Source organism: Holdemania filiformis DSM 12042 (assembly GCF_000157995.1).
Lineage (GTDB): Bacteria > Bacillota_I > Bacilli_A > Erysipelotrichales > Erysipelotrichaceae > Holdemania > Holdemania filiformis.
Genome location: NZ_GG657557.1, coordinates 346990 through 365684 on the forward strand (window position 1 = coordinate 346990; position 18695 = coordinate 365684).

14 protein-coding genes are annotated in these 18695 nt (G+C 49.8%); 4 read left to right on the plus strand and 10 right to left on the minus strand.

From position 1 onward, the window contains the following. Window positions 1-7 precede the first annotated feature (7 nt). Window positions 8-1777, plus strand: coding sequence for an L-fucose isomerase (locus tag HOLDEFILI_RS10555; RefSeq protein WP_006059656.1), 1770 nt, complete (start codon window positions 8-10; stop codon window positions 1775-1777). A gap of 168 nt (window positions 1778-1945) precedes the next feature. On the opposite strand, the gene HOLDEFILI_RS10560 is transcribed toward HOLDEFILI_RS10555, so the two are convergent. The 7 genes from HOLDEFILI_RS10560 to HOLDEFILI_RS19305 form a co-directional block, all read right to left on the minus strand. After that, on the minus strand, window positions 1946-2356 hold the full coding sequence (locus HOLDEFILI_RS10560) for a helix-turn-helix domain-containing protein (protein ID WP_006059657.1): 411 nt from the start codon (window positions 2354-2356) through the stop codon (window positions 1946-1948). Window positions 2357-2452: 96 nt separating this feature from the next. Further along, window positions 2453-4072 (minus strand): nucleoside kinase, encoded by a 1620-nt coding sequence (locus HOLDEFILI_RS10565; RefSeq protein ID WP_006059658.1) that lies wholly within the window; start codon window positions 4070-4072, stop codon window positions 2453-2455. A 164-nt stretch (window positions 4073-4236) separates the two neighbouring features. Further along, on the minus strand, window positions 4237-6186 hold the full coding sequence (locus HOLDEFILI_RS10570; RefSeq protein WP_039864684.1) for an Ig-like domain-containing protein: 1950 nt from the start codon (window positions 6184-6186) through the stop codon (window positions 4237-4239). Between the two features lie 518 nt (window positions 6187-6704). Continuing rightward, complete coding sequence (locus tag HOLDEFILI_RS18450; protein WP_167317142.1) at window positions 6705-8426, minus strand: M23 family metallopeptidase; 1722 nt, start codon at window positions 8424-8426, stop codon at window positions 6705-6707. 11 nt (window positions 8427-8437) lie between these two features. Beyond that, entirely contained in the window at window positions 8438-9454 is a 1017-nt protein-coding gene (locus tag HOLDEFILI_RS10575; RefSeq protein ID WP_006059661.1) for a M56 family metallopeptidase, read from the minus strand. After that, a complete protein-coding gene (locus HOLDEFILI_RS10580; protein WP_083787604.1) occupies window positions 9451-9807 on the minus strand; it encodes a BlaI/MecI/CopY family transcriptional regulator in 357 nt (118 codons plus the stop codon). Before HOLDEFILI_RS10580 ends, HOLDEFILI_RS10575 begins: the two co-directional genes overlap by 4 nt. A gap of 71 nt (window positions 9808-9878) precedes the next feature. Further along, a complete protein-coding gene (locus tag HOLDEFILI_RS19305; RefSeq protein WP_006059663.1) occupies window positions 9879-10313 on the minus strand; it encodes a hypothetical protein in 435 nt (144 codons plus the stop codon). Between HOLDEFILI_RS19305 and HOLDEFILI_RS10590 the strand changes: the two genes are divergently transcribed. After that, on the plus strand, window positions 10303-12234 hold the full coding sequence (locus tag HOLDEFILI_RS10590; protein ID WP_006059664.1) for an HTH domain-containing protein: 1932 nt from the start codon (window positions 10303-10305) through the stop codon (window positions 12232-12234). The two genes, HOLDEFILI_RS19305 and HOLDEFILI_RS10590, sit on opposite strands and share 11 nt — an antisense overlap. 310 nt (window positions 12235-12544) lie before the next feature. Here HOLDEFILI_RS10590 and HOLDEFILI_RS10600 read toward each other — a convergent pair whose 3' ends face one another. Genes HOLDEFILI_RS10600 through HOLDEFILI_RS18455 form a run of 3 tightly spaced genes read right to left on the minus strand, consistent with a single transcriptional unit; the run spans window position 12545 to window position 16201 of the window. Further along, the gene (locus tag HOLDEFILI_RS10600; RefSeq protein ID WP_006059666.1) at window positions 12545-13174 is read right to left on the minus strand and encodes a hypothetical protein; all 630 of its coding nucleotides are present in this window, start codon (window positions 13172-13174) and stop codon (window positions 12545-12547) included. Between the two features lie 25 nt (window positions 13175-13199). Further along, complete coding sequence (locus tag HOLDEFILI_RS10605; RefSeq protein WP_006059667.1) at window positions 13200-15668, minus strand: M56 family metallopeptidase; 2469 nt, start codon at window positions 15666-15668, stop codon at window positions 13200-13202. A 20-nt stretch (window positions 15669-15688) separates the two neighbouring features. Next, window positions 15689-16201 (minus strand): FMN-binding protein, encoded by a 513-nt coding sequence (locus tag HOLDEFILI_RS18455; protein ID WP_006059668.1) that lies wholly within the window; start codon window positions 16199-16201, stop codon window positions 15689-15691. Between the two features lie 245 nt (window positions 16202-16446). Between HOLDEFILI_RS18455 and HOLDEFILI_RS10615 the strand changes: the two genes are divergently transcribed. Further along, on the plus strand, window positions 16447-17160 hold the full coding sequence (locus HOLDEFILI_RS10615; RefSeq protein ID WP_039864687.1) for a hypothetical protein: 714 nt from the start codon (window positions 16447-16449) through the stop codon (window positions 17158-17160). 339 nt (window positions 17161-17499) lie between these two features. Next, window positions 17500-18450: a hypothetical protein gene (locus HOLDEFILI_RS10620; protein ID WP_006059671.1), complete on the plus strand. Its 951-nt coding sequence runs from the start codon at window positions 17500-17502 to the stop codon at window positions 18448-18450. Window positions 18451-18695 lie beyond the last annotated feature (245 nt).

Consider the following 18695-nt stretch of genomic DNA (forward strand, 5'->3'; position numbering starts at 1 on the left):
AACAGAGATGGAATTAAGCAAATGCAAGATTGGAATCCGTCCGACCATCGACGGCCGCTGGGGCGGCATCCGCGAAGGTCTCGAAGAACAGACAATGGGCATGGCGAAAGCCGCTAAAGCTTTGATTGAAGCCAACCTGACGTATTCCGACGGCACGCCGGTGCAGGTCGTGATCGCTGACTCAACGATCGGCGGCGGCCGGGAAGCGGCGCTGTGCGCGGATAAGTTCGGCCGCGAAAACGTCTGCGGCACCCTGTCCGTTACGCCGTGCTGGTGCTATGGTTCAGAAACGATGGACCTCGATCCGACAACCGTCAAGGCGGTCTGGGGTTTCAACGGCACCGAACGGCCGGGCGCGGTGTATCTGGCGGCGGTCATGGCGGCGCATGCCCAGAAGGGCCTGCCGGCCTTCTCCATTTATGGTCATGACGTGCAGGATGCCGACGACCGTTCGATTCCGGCCGATGTGCAGGAAAAGATTCTGCGCTTCGCCCGCTGCGCCATTGCGGTCGGCGAAATGCGCAACAAAGCCTACGTCAACATCGGTGCGATTGCGATGGGCATCATGGGCAGCTGCTGCGACCCGGATTTCTTCCAGAAGTATTTAGGCATCCGCGCGGAATGGGTGGATATGTCGGAAATCATCCGCCGCGTCAATCTGGAAATTTACGATCATGAAGAATACGAACGGGCTTACGCCTGGGTTAAGGCCAACTGTCCGGAAGGCTTCGATAAGAACGCCAAGCCGTACAGTGCCGAGGATAAGGAAAAACAGTGGCAGTTTGTCACCAAGATGACAATGATCATCCGCGACATCATGCTGGGCAACGACAAGCTGAACGCCATCGGCCGGCATGAGGAAGCGATCGGCCGCAACGCGATTGCGGGCGGCTTCCAGGGTCAGCGCATGTGGACCGACTACATGCCCAACGGCGACTTTGCCGAAGCGATCACCAACTCCTCGTTCAACTGGAATGGGAAGAAGGAACCGCTGGTGCTGGCGACAGAAAATGATACGCTCAACGGCGTCGCAATGTTGTTTGAAAAGCTGCTGAACCACCGCGCTTCCATCTTCGCGGACGTACGTACCTACTGGAGTCCGGAAGCGGTTGAACGGGTTGTCGGACGCAGACCGGAAGGCCGGGCGGCCAACGGGTTTATCCATCTGATCAACTCCGGTGCGGCGGCGCTGGACGCCACCGGCTGCGCGAAGGATGAAAACGGCCAGGGCGTCATGAAAACCTGGTGGGAAATGACCGATGCGGACATCGACGCCTGTCTGAAAGCGACCGACTGGTGTCCGGCGGATCTCGGCTACTTCCGCGGCGGCGGCTTCTCCTCCCATTTCCGCACCCACGCGGAAATGCCGGTCACGATGGTCCGGATGAATCTGGTTCAGGGCATCGGCCCGGTCATGCAGATTGCCGAGGGCTGGACGGTCGTTCTGGACGATGAAATGCACAAGATTCTCGATCAGCGCACCGATCCGACGTGGCCGACAACCTGGTTCGTTCCGCGCTTAGACGAAGCCAATCCGGCGTTTAAGGATGTTTATTCCGTCATGGCCAACTGGGGCGCCAACCACGGCACCTTCACTTATGGTCATATCGGCAAGGATCTGATCACGCTGGCAAGCATGCTGCGGATTCCGGTTTCGATGCACAATCTGAGCGACGACGATCTGTTCCGGCCGCACAGCTGGGCTGCCTTCGGGACGAAGGATCTGGAGAGCGCCGACTACCGTGCCTGCGCGGCTTACGGTCCGCTGTATAAATAACTACAACCTTTCTTATCTCCAATAACGTTCAAAGACAATTAAAGATACAACTAAATAAAAAGATGGAATTCCATCTTTTTATTTGCCTGCATTGTCTGAATTTACTAGATTTCACAAAAGCATTCTATTTCTGCTCGCTGAATCCTGTAACAGAAATAAAAATTCTACTTAGCGGATTCCCTTATCCTGCCGCAGAAACAATATCCCCGCACTGGCCAGCCCCAGACCTGCCAGCTGGAAACCACTCGTGGGTTCCAGCGTCTTTAAAACAGAACACACGACTAACGCGATGCCCATCGCAACCACCAGCGCCTTCAGCACCAGATCCACGATCTCGTTGATTCGCTTCACTGACGACGCGGGACGGGTTTCGCCCTGCATTAATTCCTCCACAGAGACCTCCAGGATTTCCGCCAGCCGCGGCAGTGACTGAATATCCGGGCAGGATAAATCCCGTTCCCATTTCGATACCGCTTTATCCGTCACCTGCATCTTGGCCGCCAGCTCAGCCTGCGTCATTCCCTGGGCCTTCCGCAGACTGGCAATGACCATGCCCATCGTTTTTCCTGATTGTTTCATAAGCTTCCTCCTCGCTTCTGATTTCCATCATAACCCCGGATGATCAATCCGGCAATCAACCAGAAGTAGGAGCCGCTCGACCCGGAGTTTCCCGGATTATTCCTCAAATACACTGCCGCCGATGAACTCCGCCAAGATGGAATCATGCGGCACAAGCGCCGGATCGCCGCCATCGAAATACGCAAGCAGCCGGCGGATCCGGTTAGCTTCGATATATTCCGGTGCCGCCACCGGCACCTGATCCAGCAGCGGCGCCAGAATCGTTTTTAAGATCGGCAGTTCATAATCCATCGACGTATTAAACAAGAAATCGGCCTGTTCCTGATACGGGTAAATATACCGGTCTTCTCCCGCTTTCACCTGTTCCCAGCCGTCCAGCGTACTCTGCACGCTGCGGCCGCGGAACTGATAATCGCGCGTCATCCGGCGGATCAGGCGGTAATCCGTCGTTGTGATCCGATTGTGCCGGTCGAGGTTCAGATGCGTCAGAGCGTTGATATACACGCGGAACTTCGCGGCTTCCGCAATTTTTTCCGAGCTGCGCGGATTAAGCGCGTGCAGTCCTTCGAGAATCAGAATCTGATCCGGCTTCAGCGTCAGCGGATCGCGGATGAAGCGTTTCTCGCCCAGCTTGAAGTCATAGGTCGGCAGCACGACCGGCTGACCGCTGATCAGCGCTTCCATCGACGTGTTGAACAGTTTCAAATCCAGGCATTCGATATTCTCATAATCATGCGTTCCGTCCGGCAGCCTTGGACTGTCTTCGCGGTTGAGGAAGAAATCATCCATCGAAATCGCGATCGGATTTCGGCCCCGCTCATGCAATGCAAATGCCAGGCGGCGCGAAAAGGTTGTTTTCCCCGCGGAGCTGGGTCCGGCAATCAGAACGATTTTCAATTCCGGACGAGCGGCAATCTGATCCGCCAGCGTATCCAAATCCCGCGCTACGCGGTTTTCATTGTCCTTGATCAGCTGCGGCAGACAGCCCTCGCGGATTTTCTCATTAAGCTGAGAAACCATCGAAATTCCGGTTTCTTGTCCCCGGCGTTCAAACTGGCGGTAAACTTCGAACAGCTTGGGCTGATCGATAAACTCTTTTTCAGTGCTGAGCCAGAAGCCCTGATGCACCTTCCGCAGCGTAAACTGGCCGATCCACGAAGCGTCCGGAAGCATCACGCCGTAAAAATAATCGTCGACTCCCGCGCAGGTATAAATACTACATTTCGCCGATGTCCGCTGCCGCAGCAGACTGGCTTTATCCGGCATCCCCAGCGCTTCAAAATGAGCCACAGCCTCCGCTTTGGAAACGACGCGCCGGTGAATCGGTTCCTTCTTCGCAATCATGTCCCGCATCTTCGCTTCAACCTGTTCCAGCTCTGCCAAAGTCACGGGTTCTTTGCGGATCAGCGTACCGTACAAGCCGCCCGCCAGCGAATGCTCGATCAGTACATCCAGCCCATCGAAACACAGCCGCACCGCGGTAATGAATAAAAAGCTCAGCGTGCGTTCCGTCATCATCTGACCGATCAGACTGCCGCGCGTAATCCATTCAAAAGCGCCGCTTTTGTTTAAGCGGTAATTCAAATCATGAACCTTCCCATTCAGGATTCCCCCTGCCAGCGCACGCGGGTTTTCCTGTTCCGCCGCCAGCTGGGCAATCGTCGTTCCGTTAGGAATTTCAATTTCCGTTTGATTCGGAAACCGGAGCTTCACCATCGCTCATCCCTCATTTCTTTTCTACCATCATAGCATAATTCCAAACTAATTCGTACAATTACGCCAGATAGGTTAAGCCGCTAATGTATCTTATTCTTGTTCAAGGTTAAATTTGCCAAAAAATGACGCCCCTTCGGGACGCCATTTCTTCAATCTTATTTTGTTTATTCGACGGTGATCAGAACGTAGCTTTCCGCTAACAGATCGCTGTCGCTCAACAGGCCGACTAAGACTTTGCCCGCCGCGTTCGCGGTAACCTTGCCGTTTTCATCGACCGTGGCGATGCTTTCGTCTAACGATACCCAGTTCATGTGGATATCGTTGGCGCTCTTCGGCAGAACGTCTGCGCTCAGAGTTGCGGTTTCGCCGACTTTCAGCGCTGTTTTATCCGCTTTGACATAGACGCATTCCGTTGGAACGACTTCCTTGAATGTGACGTCGTCCAGCCACAGGCTGCCTTCACCTTCACCTACGACATGCAGCGCAATCTTCACGCTGGCTGCATTCGCTGCAGTAATGACGTTGTAATCAAACTTCCGGAAATCCGCGCTCATGTTCAGGTTGTCCGTCAGCTTCGCCAGATGTGTGGAAATCGTGTTGCCTTCCGCATCCATCTGATTGATTTCATAACAGAAGTTGCCGGAATGCAGCGTATCCGTCTTGTGCATGAAGCTTAACTGGTAACGTTCGTTCGGCAGAACTTCGACGGTCTGTTCGATCGAAGCGTCGCCGGCATCTGCGCCGGTCTTCGTGATCTTCGCCGCTTTGTTTCCAGCTTCCGCTTCTTCATAAGTCAGCGCGAATTCCGCGTTGCCTTCTTCTGTCGCATTGGTTAAGGTCCAGCCTTCTTCGCTTTCCATATCGCCGTTAACCAGCAGGCTTGCATCACTGCCGGCCGTCGGCGTGATCCAATCACCATAGAAGCTTAACGTTGCGATCTGGCTTCCGCCTTCAACCGCGTCCAGAACGAGCTTCACATATTTGACTTCGCCGTTCAAAGCGATTTCTGCCGTGTCTTTTGTGCCGCTGGCAACCGCAACGTAATCCGTACCGTTGACCGAAGTTTCAACGCTGAAGTTTTCCGGTGCTTTTTCACCCCACTGGATTCCCAGTTTCTTCGCGTTATAAGGACGATCCAGCGTCAGGATGACTTCCTGTTCGCCTTCCCCGGACTGCCAGACTGTCTTATCATCGCAGTCAACCATGTTGTAAGGATGGGAATCGTCAGCTGTGCTGGTCGCCGTGACATCCTGACCCAGCGCGCGGTCATGCTCGATCATCGGCGCCGTTTCGTCCAGCAGTTCGATATCCGCAAACATCAGATCATGGTCAGCCATATCGGAGTGGTAAGTTTCGACATGTGTAATGTTGATGTTTTTCGTCGTGATGATGTTGTCCACGGTCATGACCTTCATCGAATCGTCAGTGCCGTTGAATGAATCAAACCAGACACCGTCTTTACCGTTGGACACATTATAATTATCTTTGAAGATATCGTATTCATACAGACTCTGGTCGGCGTTGAAGTCCGCGACTAAGATCTTGTACGGAATCGGATCGGCAGCCAGTCGTTCGATGATTTCCGTGAACTGACGGCGGCGCAGATCGTTGTTTTCCCAGCTGGTATGCGTGACATAGAAAGCAATTTGCTTGCCTTCTTTTTCAACAACGACGCGTTCCAGTGTTTTGGTGGCTTTACTGCCCGTGCTCTCAATTGGAACTGAGCTGATTTCCTGGAATTCTAAAGAAGAAGTCGTGCCGACGCCGAAATAGCCGTCAGCGAAGTCACGTCCCTTGGCGAAGTGGACGTAGGGGTAATTGTCATTGACAAAGTCCTGAGCCATGTCATAGTCGTTGCGGGTGTTCAGGATATCGATTTCCTGGAAGCCCATGATTTCGATTCCCCGTTCATGAATGATGTTGGACATTTCCTTGATGTCCGGATGCGCCTTGGAATCGATGTTCCATGTCGCGACACGCATCGTTGTGACGTCGGAAGATGGCGTCGGGGTCGCTTCTTTTTCCGGAGCGGCCGGTGTTTGAGAACAGCCGGTGACTGCGGTCAAACAGAGCAAACCAGCTGCCAGAAGTGCAGAGAGTTTCTTCAGTTTCATTTTTCTTTCTCCTTGTTTCGCGCCTGATAGCGCTTCCACATCCGATATCTTAGCTCAGTTGGTAAAGATTGTCCAATAATTATTTCTAATCTATAAGCTATTATTCGTTATATATAAGTTTGTTTTATAGATCATCCTGCAGCCTTTTTCACAGGTGTTTCAGTTCTTGTCCCTGAGTTTCCCGTCAGCTAAGAATACCGCCAGATCCCGCTGGTTTTCCACTCGTTTATTTTTCATTATTCTTACGGCTTAACAGAAAAAAATGACGAATGCTGAATTTGGCTTGATGCATTGGTTCTGCGCTCTTCGCTTTAAACTTGGGCAGAGAGGATCGCTGAGCTGGTTGTCAGGTCGCCGCTAATCACGATCCATCTCAAAAATTACATACCCAAAAACGCAGAAAAAGACCGGGCGGCCGTGGATTCCTCCCTCTCTGCCTAGTGGTTCGCCGGTCTTTTTCTATTTGTTTACATGTTATTTCTGCCGGACTTCAAAAGGGAAGCTCCGCAGTTATTCTTTTATTCCTGGAATAAGGAAGCCATCGGCTCCAGCTTATATTCCGCCGGTTGTTCGTCAGTCATCACCTGAATCAGCTGCAAAGCCAGATCCAGCGCCCGCTCATCAGTTCTGAGGATTCTCCCGTTCATCTCGTCGAACACCGCATACGTCGCCTCCATCAGCGCTTCGTCTTCCATGTTGACATCCGTGGTGGAATACTGTCCTGTACTTGGATCGTAGGTTGTATTCAGCCAGACCTGAAGCTCAGGGAAATACGCGTTGCATTCGTAAGACGTATGGTTGCCCATCGTCGGGCTGCGGTCCAGATTCACATTGATCAGGAAATTCCCGTCCGCGCCCGGAATCACATCGCGTACCGTTTCATCCAGCCGGTAGTCGCGGTCGATATACAGCTTGTTCGTCCCGGCCTCCTGCGAAATATTCAGCGTTGGAAAATCGGTAGCCTGTGCTGTTAATAAAATTCCCGTTTGTTGGATAGACATCCGCTCAATAACAGCGCGCCGGCCGGTATATTCGGAATAGGCATTCGATTCAGCGACAATCGCATCCATGAGCGCCAGCTTTTCTTCATTGATCTCAAACGTGAGATCCAGAACTTCAAAAACGTTGATCTTCACCGGCGAAGCCATCGCATATTGCAGATAAGGCGCCAGATCGCCCAGCGTTTCGCCGCCGGACATCACCGCGAAATGCAGCGCCGGCCGCTGATCCTCAGGCAGGTTGTCCGTCAACAGATAGCCTAACAGCTGACCCGGATTATAGATTTCTTCGCCTTCCGTGCGGTATATTCTGTCATTCAAGCCGCCGTAGAACGCACTGATCCCCAGGCTCGGATGATCAACCACGAGGTACCGCCGGCCCTGTTCATCCTCGCCGATCTCCCGGATCGTACCGCCGGCCATGGCCAAAACCGGAATCCGCGTGCGGTCTTCAGTCTGATCGTCGATCAGATCCCAGCCGATCACGCCATAGTCCTCACTGAGTTCATGGGTTTCATTCCAGGCCACTAACGGCGCGACTTGCTGCGCACCCAGCGGCAAAGAACCGAAGCTTCCCGGACAGCTGAACCGTCCGTCTTCCAACACCGCGCACGTGGAATTCTGGAAAATCTCCTGCTGATCATAAAGCAGGATGTGATCGACAAACTCATCCCAGAACGATTCCGGCAGTCCCAGCTGATCCGCCGCGCTGTTGATCAGATACCGGCCCGAGTTCTTATCGTAAACAAGCTGACCGGAATCCGTTCCGCCGATCTTCGTGAACTGCGCTACCAGCTGATCGGAATTCGATCCATAGCTCAGCGAAATCGGTCCTAACGGCTCGAATATCGTGCAGTAACTCAGCGTTGCCAGATGATCCCCCAGCGCCAGATTGACGTTGTTCAGCGCCTCTGGAATCACTGATTCGTCGACATATAAATGGTAAAACAGATCGCCTAAACCCGCGCATTGTTCTGCGCCCCAGGCTGCGGTTTCCAGCACTGCGGCCTTCACTTCCGCATTTTTAAAATTATACGCCACAGTGACCTTGCGTTCCAAATTCTGCTCGCCGATCACCATCACAAGATCCTGATCCATCATCGGAATAATCGACCATTGATACTCGTTATACGGTTCGTTCAGGTTGACCGTCATGAGTACGTTTTCGATATGCGCGTCTTCCGCTTCCTTCAGCAGAGCATTGATCTCCCGCTGATCCTTGCCGAAAGCCGGGTTGCTCAATAACGGCACCGCTAAAAGCAGGCACCCACGATCCCGGCCGCCAGCACCCAGAACGTTGGTTTCTTATAATTCAGGATATTCTTGATTCTGAGCTTTGTGTTGCTTTCGCTGAACGACAGCGCGGTGATCGTCGGCTTTGACGCAAACTGCAATAACGTCATGCCGTAATTCACCCGGCCGCCGCTTCCCAGCCGGCCCAGCACCGCTTCATCGCAAGCCATTTCCATATCCTTGCTCATCAGGATATAGGCATACCACAGAAGCGGATTGAACCAGTGGAACATCAGCAGCAGCGAACCGATCATTTTAAACACATAGTCATGCCGCCGCAGATGCACGCGTTCATGCGTCAGCACATATTTGCGCTGGCGGGAATCCAGATCCATCGGCAGATAAATTTTCGGATGGATCAGACCATAAATAAACGGTGAGCTGATGGCCTCGCATTCGTAGATATTCTGCCTGACCCGCATCGCATAGCGCAGGCGGTGGCGCAGCGTTAAACTGTTGGCGATCAATAAGCCGGCATAAGCGATCATGCCGATCACCCAGATCACGCTGCCAACTTGAAGAATCGGTGAAATCGGCGATGCCGGGGCAGACGTCATCGCTTCCGTCCCGGTCGGATCGCCGGACTGCGGCAAAGCTGCGCCGGAGGACACCGGTTCCTGACCTCCGTGAACGCTGGTTTCAGAATTTATGTCTGTTCCGGACAGATTCGCCGCCGGATCCCCGGTCTTGATCACCGGCCGCGGGACAGCCGAAACCGGCTGATTGGCGGAAGGCACGACAAACTGCACCCCGCCCCGCTCGGAAACGGAGGGATTCGCCACCGTCAATACGCTGACCCGGCTGGTAAAGGAAAACGGCAGCAACAACCGGATTAAAACGAACGCCCACAGGGCATAGGAGAAAATCTTCGGCGCTTTCTTAAGCAGAAGACGCGCGATCATGACCGCGACAGCGACGATACTGGCGGCCAGACTCATGTTGAGAATTGTCTGAAAAAGAGTCGTCAGCGTGTTCATTTTTGCTTTTTCTGACGGTCCAGCAATTCTTTCAGTTCGTCGATTTCTTTTTCAGACAGCTTGCGGTCCTGCAAAAAGGCGGTGACAAACTGCGGCAGTGAGCCTTTAAACACCTGATCGACCACTTCGCCGCTTTCCTCGCGTTCACATTCGTCACGTTTGTAAAGGGCCCGGACGATCGATTTTTCATTGGCGATCACGCCCTTTTCCTGCAGCCGTTTGATGAAGGTATAGGTCGTCGATTTTTTCCATCCGAACTTCTGATCGCACACAGCGACCAGCTCTCCGGATGAAACCGGCTCCCGATCCCACAACAGATCCATAAATCGAAATTCCGCGGATGTTAATCTCATGTCTGATCCTCGCTTTCTGTCTATTTCTATCCAAAGTCTACATTTGTAGGCTTTGATTGTCAAGTCTTCTTTTAACCCCGTTTGCGTTCCTGGCTGAATTTTGAAGAAAACGCGAATCCGCGGAGATGGCCGCTAATAAAAAAGAAATGGCAAAACACCCGGGAAGTGATTTTTTCTCCTTCACGAATCTGAAAGTACGCCTGATCGAATCTTTCTGGCTTGCATGCTGAAGCACTGACCGGCACAGCCTGATAAAATTCAGGATGGATATCCATTTCCAATTCACGGAAAAACTTTAACAAATTCATCACACCCGGCGCAGCTGAAATTTCCCCAAAAACGCCCAATCTCCCGCCGGAGGAAAGGAATGAACCGGGATCCGCTTTTCCTGAGCGAAGAACTTCCCAACCTTTTCCCAGCGTCGTCCCATGATTGCCGGGTTGCCCTTCCTCTCGTTCGTCCTTATAATATAGGTTGAAGGACAACGATATCACTATGGAAATCACAGAACGGGAAGCCAAGCTTCTCAAAACTTTAAAAACACATAAAAAACCGGTCAGCTGTGATAAACTGGCTGATCTTTGCGGACTATCCGCCGACACTGTCCGGCGTGAGCTGGGTTTTCTGAGCACCAGTCTGAAATCCGACACGGGCTGCCGGATTACCGGCCAGCGGGGGCATGGATATCAGCTGATCGTCGTAGAACCGCAGCTGGCCGAAACCTTTTTCAACCGCCTGGCGCAGCAGTATCAGTGGGATGAACAAAGCGACATGCGGATTCTGACAGCGTTGCTTTTATGCCGAATTCTCGCTTCGCCCAAGTCGTTGACGTGGCCGGGACTGATTGAAGAATTCCAGATTTCAGAGGATTGGCTTCCGGAAATCATCCTGATCGCAAAGACGCAGCTGGCCACGTTTGAACTGGCGCTGCAGCCGGAAGACGAAGGGGAGAACGTCCGTTTTACCGTGCGCGGAAGTGAATTGCAAAAACGGTACTGCCTGATCTGGCAGTCGCTGCTGCTCGCCAGCAAGCCGGAAGCGGGACTGAACCGGATTCCTGTGCTGCCCGGCGATTTTCAGCGGGAGCAGCGAACGGTTTCCGCCTTATGGCCAATCATTCAAGAATGTCTGAAAGCAGTGCCTTCGCTGACGTTATCGTATTCCGACTGCCAGGCTTTAATCGCCGGGCTGATTCTCTGTCATTGCCGGCGGGATCCAAAGCTGCGGCTGACGCTGACTGACGAGCAATGGAAAATGCCGCGTGACCGCCAGGCGGCCGCTTTTGTCGACGCCTTATTTCAACGGCTGGATCCAACCGTTTATCTCGATTCCGAAGAAAACCGGCGTTTTTTAGAAGTCCTGACGACGGCGCTTCGGGATCTGAGCATTTCAATCGTGGAAGCCGCCGCAGCTTCATCGACGATTGCCGCGCCGGTTCTCAACCATCTGGCACGGCGTTATCCCTTCAAGTTTCTCAAGAATCCAGCATTCCAGAAGAACGTGTCCGGCTGGCTGACCCAGCTGGATATCCGTCGGGCGTTTGCGATGCCGCCGTTTCCCCTGATCGTTAATGATTGGCTTTGCGATCCCTTAAGCGAGGGGCTGGCACTGGAACTGACCCGCTGTATTGAGGACTGCTTCCATGCTCCGCTGTCCTATGACTTTAAGCAGCAGGCGGCTAAATGTCTGCTTCCTTATCTTAAACCTTTGAGTACTGAACCGATGTTTACCGTCTGGATTGTCGCCCGCCAGGGGCTGGGGGCAGCGCAAAAATGGCTGGATCGGATCAATACCCATTTTCCGACGCTGTCCGGCACCGCTCCGCTCTTTCTGTTCAAGCCGGTAGAATTTACCGTGTTGTTTCAGCAGTCCAGCAACGCTTCTGATCTGATCTGGACGGATATCCCGAATTTGCCTGGAATTCCGCCGGAAAATGTTTTCTACTTCCCGATCCATGCCCAAAAGAGATACACTGAAGCCAGCTTTGATCCGTACACGCCGCTGCGCGACTGGCTGAACCGCAACTTCAGAGTCATTGCCGGTACGACGCGGATACGTCAGAAAAAAGAACTCAACAAGGTTCTGGATGACATGCCGTTCTCATTAGCAAGGCGGGTCAATCCTGCTTCCAAAATCAACCGCATTCCGACCGCGAATCACATCGCGTTTCTCGGCGGGGAAACAGCGGCGTTAGAAAAAAGTGAAATCTATTTCTGGATCAACGACAAATCTGTGGTTTGGGACGAACAGGATGTCCGCTTCTTCTTCTATTACCGCTGCGCCGCGCCGCTGGAAAAAAGCTGGCGTCAGCTGCAATGGCTGTGCGAACGCTGGCTACGGCTGCCGCCGTCCAAGCTGGCCAAAGCGGCTTCGATGACGACCTCGAGCTTGTACGATCTGTTAATCGACACTTCCCGGAAACGTTAGAGTTATGGCGAAGGGGGAGTGTGGATATCTCCTTTTATACCTTTTGAAGGTCAGACTTCCTTTAAGCCTAAGAATTTACCAAATTAAAAAACAGACGATGTTCCTTGGCAGAAAACGATCTGTTCCCACAGTGTCAGCTTGGTCTGACCCGAAGGAACATCGTGAAGGAATCCTGTCTGTTTTTTTGATCCATCATTTTCCCCATAGGGGGAAGAAAGAAAAGCTGATAACGACTCTATTCTTATTCCGGATTCTGGAAAGATTCATGGGATAAAAATATCGGCTGATCCCTCAACTAAAAAGTTTAAGTTTATTCGTCCGGCAGGATCCAGTTCGGGAACTGAAAACGCAGCAATTCCATTACCGATTCCACCTGACCTGGATCCTCGATTGAAAGAACAAGCCGTGGAAATTGAGGCCAGCCCGATGATTGTTCAGTGTATTCCGGCTGCCGGATCTGGATGAAAAATGGAATTTCACTCAGTTCTTCAATCGTGGGATCCCGGTCTAACGCATCTAGCGTAGCCAGCAGCGAAGCGTCTCCTTGTAAATTCACATTCACAGAGGAAATAGCGGTTTCTCCCTCATTCTTAAAATAAGTTTCAAGGACACGCTGCACCCGCACAGTGTCGACGTTGCCGCGCATGCCTTGATTATGGAAGAAATAATCCTGGTAAAAGTATCCGGGATAGCTGAAATAAATTGGATAATCCGGATAGTCCTCCTCTGCGACGTAACCATCGCAGCCTCGTTCCGAGCACGTGATCTGCTGGATGACAAACCGGCGCTTAAACTGTCTGGATAAATTGCGCAGAATGCTGCGCTCAATCTGTTGAGGCCGGGTGAAATCCATTCGTTCAAAGTGATCGATCAGAAGCAGAGTTCCAGTCACAGCGATCAGGATCATCAAGATCCTGATGCTTTTTGTTTTCTTTTTCATTGTTTTCCAGCTTTTCTAACCCGTCTCAGCGTCCCAGCACATCATATAGCGAACTGTGGTCCCATGCCGCAGCTTGTCCCTGCGTGATGATCTGAATGATCTGCTCGCTGAGATCCAGCGCTTTTTCATCAATCCGCTGCGTCTTTTCCAGCAGTTCCTCGATCTGAGCCGTGACTGCGCTGCGCATCTCCTCGCTTGCATCCATATAACTCATCGTAACGTCATTTTGAATCAGAATTCGTTTTTCAGGATTATAAACCCCTTCCGCATAATAGAGATGATAGCTCAGATCGACGTTCGCCGTGATCGCCACCGACGACTTGCCTGCATCCTGTTTAATTGTGACATTCAAGATCAATTCCAGCGGTACGTCAGGAAGGACTTCGTCCATCTTTTCCTTAAATAAGTAGCTCCGGCTGACTTCTACTTCCCCCGTCGAAGCGTTCTGAACGATCGTCACGGTGGAAAAATCGTTCGGCTGCGCGGTAATCATAATCTCCGAAATGACCGAGCCATAGTTATGTTCTGCCTTCGGCGTAAATCCCGGCATATATTCCTCGAACGCGTCGCTTTTTTTAACCACCTGTTCAATTTCCTCCCATTGCGTCTTGTCAATCGCATAGGTGGCGCTGACACGGATTGGCACTTCGATATGCTTGGCCTGAAGCATCGAATATTCCAGATAAGGCCGGCTGTCGGCAGCGGCATGATTGTTTTCCAGCATGGCAAAATGCACATGCGCCGCTGCCGTGCCGTCATCCTTCATAAACCCGATGACCTGTCCCGGCTCCACCTCCCGCCGCGTTCCCAGCCAGACTTCATCGCTTAATCCGCCATAGAAAGTTTTGCGATGGCCGTGATCGATAATCATATACGTTCCCCATGGCTCATTATGACCAATTTTCACAACCCGGCCGGCGGCCGCTGCCAGCACTTCCAGATTTCCTGTCTGGCTCGCAATGTCTAGTCCCTGAACACCATAATCCAGCGAATCGGAGAGAATTTCCGGCTGCGTAACCGGATAGACGTAAGGGATCGCCTCAGGAATACGATAATAATCATTAGGACAGAGAATCGTGTGATCGTCGCTGATATAACAGAGCTGCGTCTGATCGACGGACTGTTCATAAAAGCCTGCCGTCTGGGCCGCAATTTCCGCAAGCCGCTGATCGCTGATCGCAGTCTGGCTGAACGCCCCTGATTTTAAATCCAGCTGGTAATTATGCCGATCCCAGAGAAGCTTGTAATCTGGTCCCATTTCAATGTAGAACTGACGTTCGTCCACAGGGCCATAGCGAAGCTGAAAAGGCTCAAATTCCGGAAAGGCCTGACATTCGTTGATCGCGATCAATTCGCCGCCGGAGGTTTCCAGCGCTTTGTCCCGGGCTTGTTTTAAAACTCTTTCATCAGCATAAAAACGACCGGCGATCTGTGCTGCCTGCAGACACAATTCTTCACTCAGCGCACTGTCCGCGTCAGGCAGATAGGCCTTTACCAGTTGATCCCGCGCCAGATCATAGACCAGCTGCGCCTGCGGCAGACCGCCCTGATCTAAAAACACGATGATTTCCTGGCGATTGCTCAGCGGCAGCAGCGAGCATTCGTAGGCGTTCAACGCTTCCGGCAGTTTCGCCAGCACCGTGATTTCCCGTCCCGCCCGCGGATTGGCTTCCAGCAGTTTTTCCAGCGCTGCCTGGTCATGGCCGAAGCTCTTGGGTGTTCCCAGGATGAAGGACATCGCCGCCGCGCCGGTCAAGAGGAAACCAAGCAGAACGACAGCCGCCAGAATGATGAGCTTCTTATCGCTCCGCGGCTTTTCACCTGCGGCGTTTTCATTCTCCGTTTCCGAAGGAGTCCCGGAGGGCTGCGGTGAATCGCTGAAGCCGATGGTCCAAAGATTCTGCGGCGCATGAAGCTGGCGCTGAAGGCGGCGGTACGCGTTTCTCTCAGCGAGCGTCAGCTGGCTTTCAACCGCAGTATTGCAGCGTTGTTCCAAATGCTGAATCCCCAAACGATAAAGCAGCCAGGCCCCGGGATTAAACCAGAACACAAACCGGAATACAACCAGAACTTGTTTTATAAACAGATGATGATGCCGGAGGTGATATCGTTCATGCGCAAGAATCCAGCAGCGCTGATCGTCCTGAATCTTGGCCGGCATGTAAATCCGCGGATTATTGCCTCCCGCCGCAAAGGCTGTCGGCGTGTTCAGGGTAAACACATCGGATTGCGCTGTCGATTGAACCGGAATCTTCCGGAGCTTCATCCGATCGCGAAGATAGAAAACGAAAGATACCGCGATCCCCAGCATCCACAGACCGAAAACCTGCTTTAAAAATAGACAAGGCAAAAAACAAAGGAAGATCGCGATGCTGAGCATGAACATCCGACAGGCCGCTTTTCCCTGTGAATTGGCAGAGCGTGTGATTCTTGATTTGATCCCGAAGAAGCCGGCAAGGCCTAAACCTGCCGCGATAATAGCGAACTGATTCATTTCTACACCCTCGTTTCTGCTTATTTTCCTTCCATGTTCAGCGCCTGGTTTACCGCCTCAATTACGGCTTCTGAACTGATGGTCGCACCGCCGAGGGTATCCACTGCGGTTGTCTGCGATTCAATGATCCGTTTGACCATCCGATCACACGCGTCATCACCTAAGCCTGGGGTTTCGTATTGATCGACTCCGATTGCCGTGATCAGGCCATTTTCAATTGTCACTGCGACTTCGATTTCACCCCAGCGCCCATCAGCCGAGCCATAGTAAATCCCATCCTCTGGAAGCTTCGATACCATGCGGTTGATTTCCGCCTCCGTCATGACCGGGCGTTCTTCCTTGGCTGCCGAATTCCCGCTGACCTCAGAATTCACCGGAATGGGGGTCGGCGTCATCTCTGGATCAGGCTGTGACTTTTCCCCCAGACCTTCGTGTCCGGTATTGGTGAAAGCGCAGCCGCCGATCAGAATTAAAATCAGGATGAAGATCCCCGTCTTTCTCATTCCTATGTGAATTTTACTTTTCTTTGTCATGAAAACACCCCCTGTTTCTCTGTGGATATTCTTTGATCTATCTTAAGTCTATAATCGTAGACCCGGAATGTCAACTTCTTATTTTGGTAAAGAATGGGATCTCCATTTTTATAGAATCGATATTTCTTCCTACATCTTTTACCAACTTTATTTTAGAAAGGAAGAAAACGAGGCAGGCATTTTATCCATTTCGATATTTTGTTAATTCATTTCTTTTTCTGATATAATTTTTTAGAGGTGATTTCATGTTCATTCTCAATAAATTTTGTCGCTTTTTATGTATTCTTCTCATCATATTCACTTCACTTTTTAACGTATTTATCTCTGTTCCTCGAATTTATATGACTTATTATTATTGGAATTCTGAAAATATCCTTTATTCTTTCAATGAACCCTCTGATTGTTATTTCAATCAGACTCTCCCCATCGCGCTTTGTTCATATAAAAAACACACGAATACGGATATTGGCAAAATACCTTATTATTACTATACGCATCATCCTACCTGGAGCTTATTTGATTTTCTGTCTAACACGCCTATTGAATGCACACAGGAAAATATGATTCCAATTCAATCCAAAATTCTTTCCTACGCCTATTGTCAGGAAATAACTTCGGGGTACCCGGATATCGGATGTTTTATAAGACGGATTGGCGATTCCGGTGAGAAAAAGAACTTAAACCCCTCGCACATCGATAAAAATAGATCCGGGGTTTATGAAGTTAAACTGGTTGTCCATGAAGAGTCTTTTGATGAAAAAGATGAAATTATTATGATGGAAAGAATCATCAAAATTTTCCCAAACCAATTTCAAACAAAGCACTGTTTCATCGATTATGTTGATAACAATACAATCATTGAGCCTAATTTAGAAGAATTTGGATCTTATAAAGAAAAGACTATAAGAAGCTCAACTCTTAGTTCCCGTGATTCCTATTTTACGAATCAGCAATATTGAGCACAAAAACTCTCAATTGCAGCATAAGGATAGAAATTTATAGTTTCTCTCATGGATTGCCTTACACCCTTGAAATAAGCACATGAAGCACTAGAATCATCTTTCTATTCTTGGTAGAAGAAATGTCATGGAAGCTAATTCTATTATTACGTTCTATGCAAAAAAATGAGAATAGAACTGAGGAAGATGAAAAGGCATAACAAAAATAAGGAATCCGAAAGCTGAATCTTTAAGGTCATAACTTATTGATATAGATCCTGAATTTATTTCTAAATCCGGTATCTCTCCGGATGCTTTCTTTTGAATCGTATAGATTGTTATCAGAAAAGAGGGTTTTCCATGAAAAGAATTCTTTTGATCCTTATCCCTGCTTCGGTCTTTTTACTTTTTATTATCATGATCAACACTTGTGATTTTTCAAGTCCTTCTGATACTATAAGCAGCTCTATTTCACCAGACAATTTACAAACAGTATATGAAGTGCCTTGTCTTAACTGTTCCGAAGACGATCTTAAGAAACTTGTTGACTTAAGACCTTATTTCGATCATGCAATAAAATCCTATTATCATGATGCGATACAACCTTTATTCTTCAAAAAATCGTCTTATAATTCAGAATTATATTTAGAGTATACCGACAAAAAGCATCAATTTTATGAAGGTATTATTTCCTTAGATTATTTATTATCTCCTGAACAATATGCCTTGTATTACCCGATTGAAGAAAGTCTTTTTGACGAGGATTATGGAACCATTACAGGAAAAGAGCTTGCACCTTATTTTTTTTGCAATAGCTTGAACCAATTCTTCATAAACTTATCAATTTACGAATATTTGGAATCAAAATTAGATGCCATGTTCCCTTTTCCTTATATTTTCACTCACACGATTCAATTTACTGGTCGAGGTCAGTATAAACCTGATTTGAATGCTACAATTGACTCTTGCGAAGTTTATTATCCTGGTCTTACAAAAGAACAAGCTATTCGCTATTTCCATTCTGAAAATGATAGAACAATATATATTGGGATAAATAAAGAGAATATCAAGGACTTTGACATCGAAAAAGTAAAATTGGGATTAAGACAAATGGTTCTTCCAGAAAATGATCGCTCTTTCTTAATCGATATCATACTTTATACTTTTGAAGATATAACTAAGATTCAACCTTACGAATTGTATCAAACTCCGAAAGATCAACTATATCAACACTATCATTTAATTCGTGATGATCTTTGCAAAGTTCTCCCATGTACCCCAAACCATCTTATCAGTGACAGAAGTTTTTAAGATGATTTTTACCAGGCTCGATAAACAAGGCCTTTACTCATAATACTTATATTTTATTGACTTTCAGTATTGTATCTTCTATTTCAGTATCCTACATTTTCTCTTGTTTCCAACCTTAATTATTCAAGGAAGTCTCCCTCACTTTGCGATCGTTTCATTATAGAGTTTTCACATTGATCTTTTTCGATCGGCCTCGGAACATTCTGATCTATTTCAAATCCTGCTTCCACGGATTCTCTTTAGGC

Excerpts from the sequence above, each read along its gene's own strand:
- HOLDEFILI_RS10555 (WP_006059656.1), top strand. The coding sequence starts at position 8 with ATGGAATTAAGCAAATGCAAGATTGGAATCCGTCCGACCATCGACGGC.
- HOLDEFILI_RS10560 (WP_006059657.1), bottom strand. The coding sequence starts at position 2,356 with ATGAAACAATCAGGAAAAACGATGGGCATGGTCATTGCCAGTCTGCGG.
- HOLDEFILI_RS10565 (WP_006059658.1), bottom strand. The coding sequence starts at position 4,072 with ATGGTGAAGCTCCGGTTTCCGAATCAAACGGAAATTGAAATTCCTAAC.
- HOLDEFILI_RS10570 (WP_039864684.1), bottom strand. The coding sequence starts at position 6,186 with ATGAAACTGAAGAAACTCTCTGCACTTCTGGCAGCTGGTTTGCTCTGT.
- HOLDEFILI_RS10575 (WP_006059661.1), bottom strand. The coding sequence starts at position 9,454 with ATGAACACGCTGACGACTCTTTTTCAGACAATTCTCAACATGAGTCTG.
- HOLDEFILI_RS10580 (WP_083787604.1), bottom strand. The coding sequence starts at position 9,807 with ATGAGATTAACATCCGCGGAATTTCGATTTATGGATCTGTTGTGGGAT.
- HOLDEFILI_RS10590 (WP_006059664.1), top strand. The coding sequence starts at position 10,303 with ATGGAAATCACAGAACGGGAAGCCAAGCTTCTCAAAACTTTAAAAACA.
- HOLDEFILI_RS10600 (WP_006059666.1), bottom strand. The coding sequence starts at position 13,174 with ATGAAAAAGAAAACAAAAAGCATCAGGATCTTGATGATCCTGATCGCT.
- HOLDEFILI_RS10605 (WP_006059667.1), bottom strand. The coding sequence starts at position 15,668 with ATGAATCAGTTCGCTATTATCGCGGCAGGTTTAGGCCTTGCCGGCTTC.
- HOLDEFILI_RS18455 (WP_006059668.1), bottom strand. The coding sequence starts at position 16,201 with ATGACAAAGAAAAGTAAAATTCACATAGGAATGAGAAAGACGGGGATC.
- HOLDEFILI_RS10615 (WP_039864687.1), top strand. The coding sequence starts at position 16,447 with ATGTTCATTCTCAATAAATTTTGTCGCTTTTTATGTATTCTTCTCATC.
- HOLDEFILI_RS10620 (WP_006059671.1), top strand. The coding sequence starts at position 17,500 with ATGAAAAGAATTCTTTTGATCCTTATCCCTGCTTCGGTCTTTTTACTT.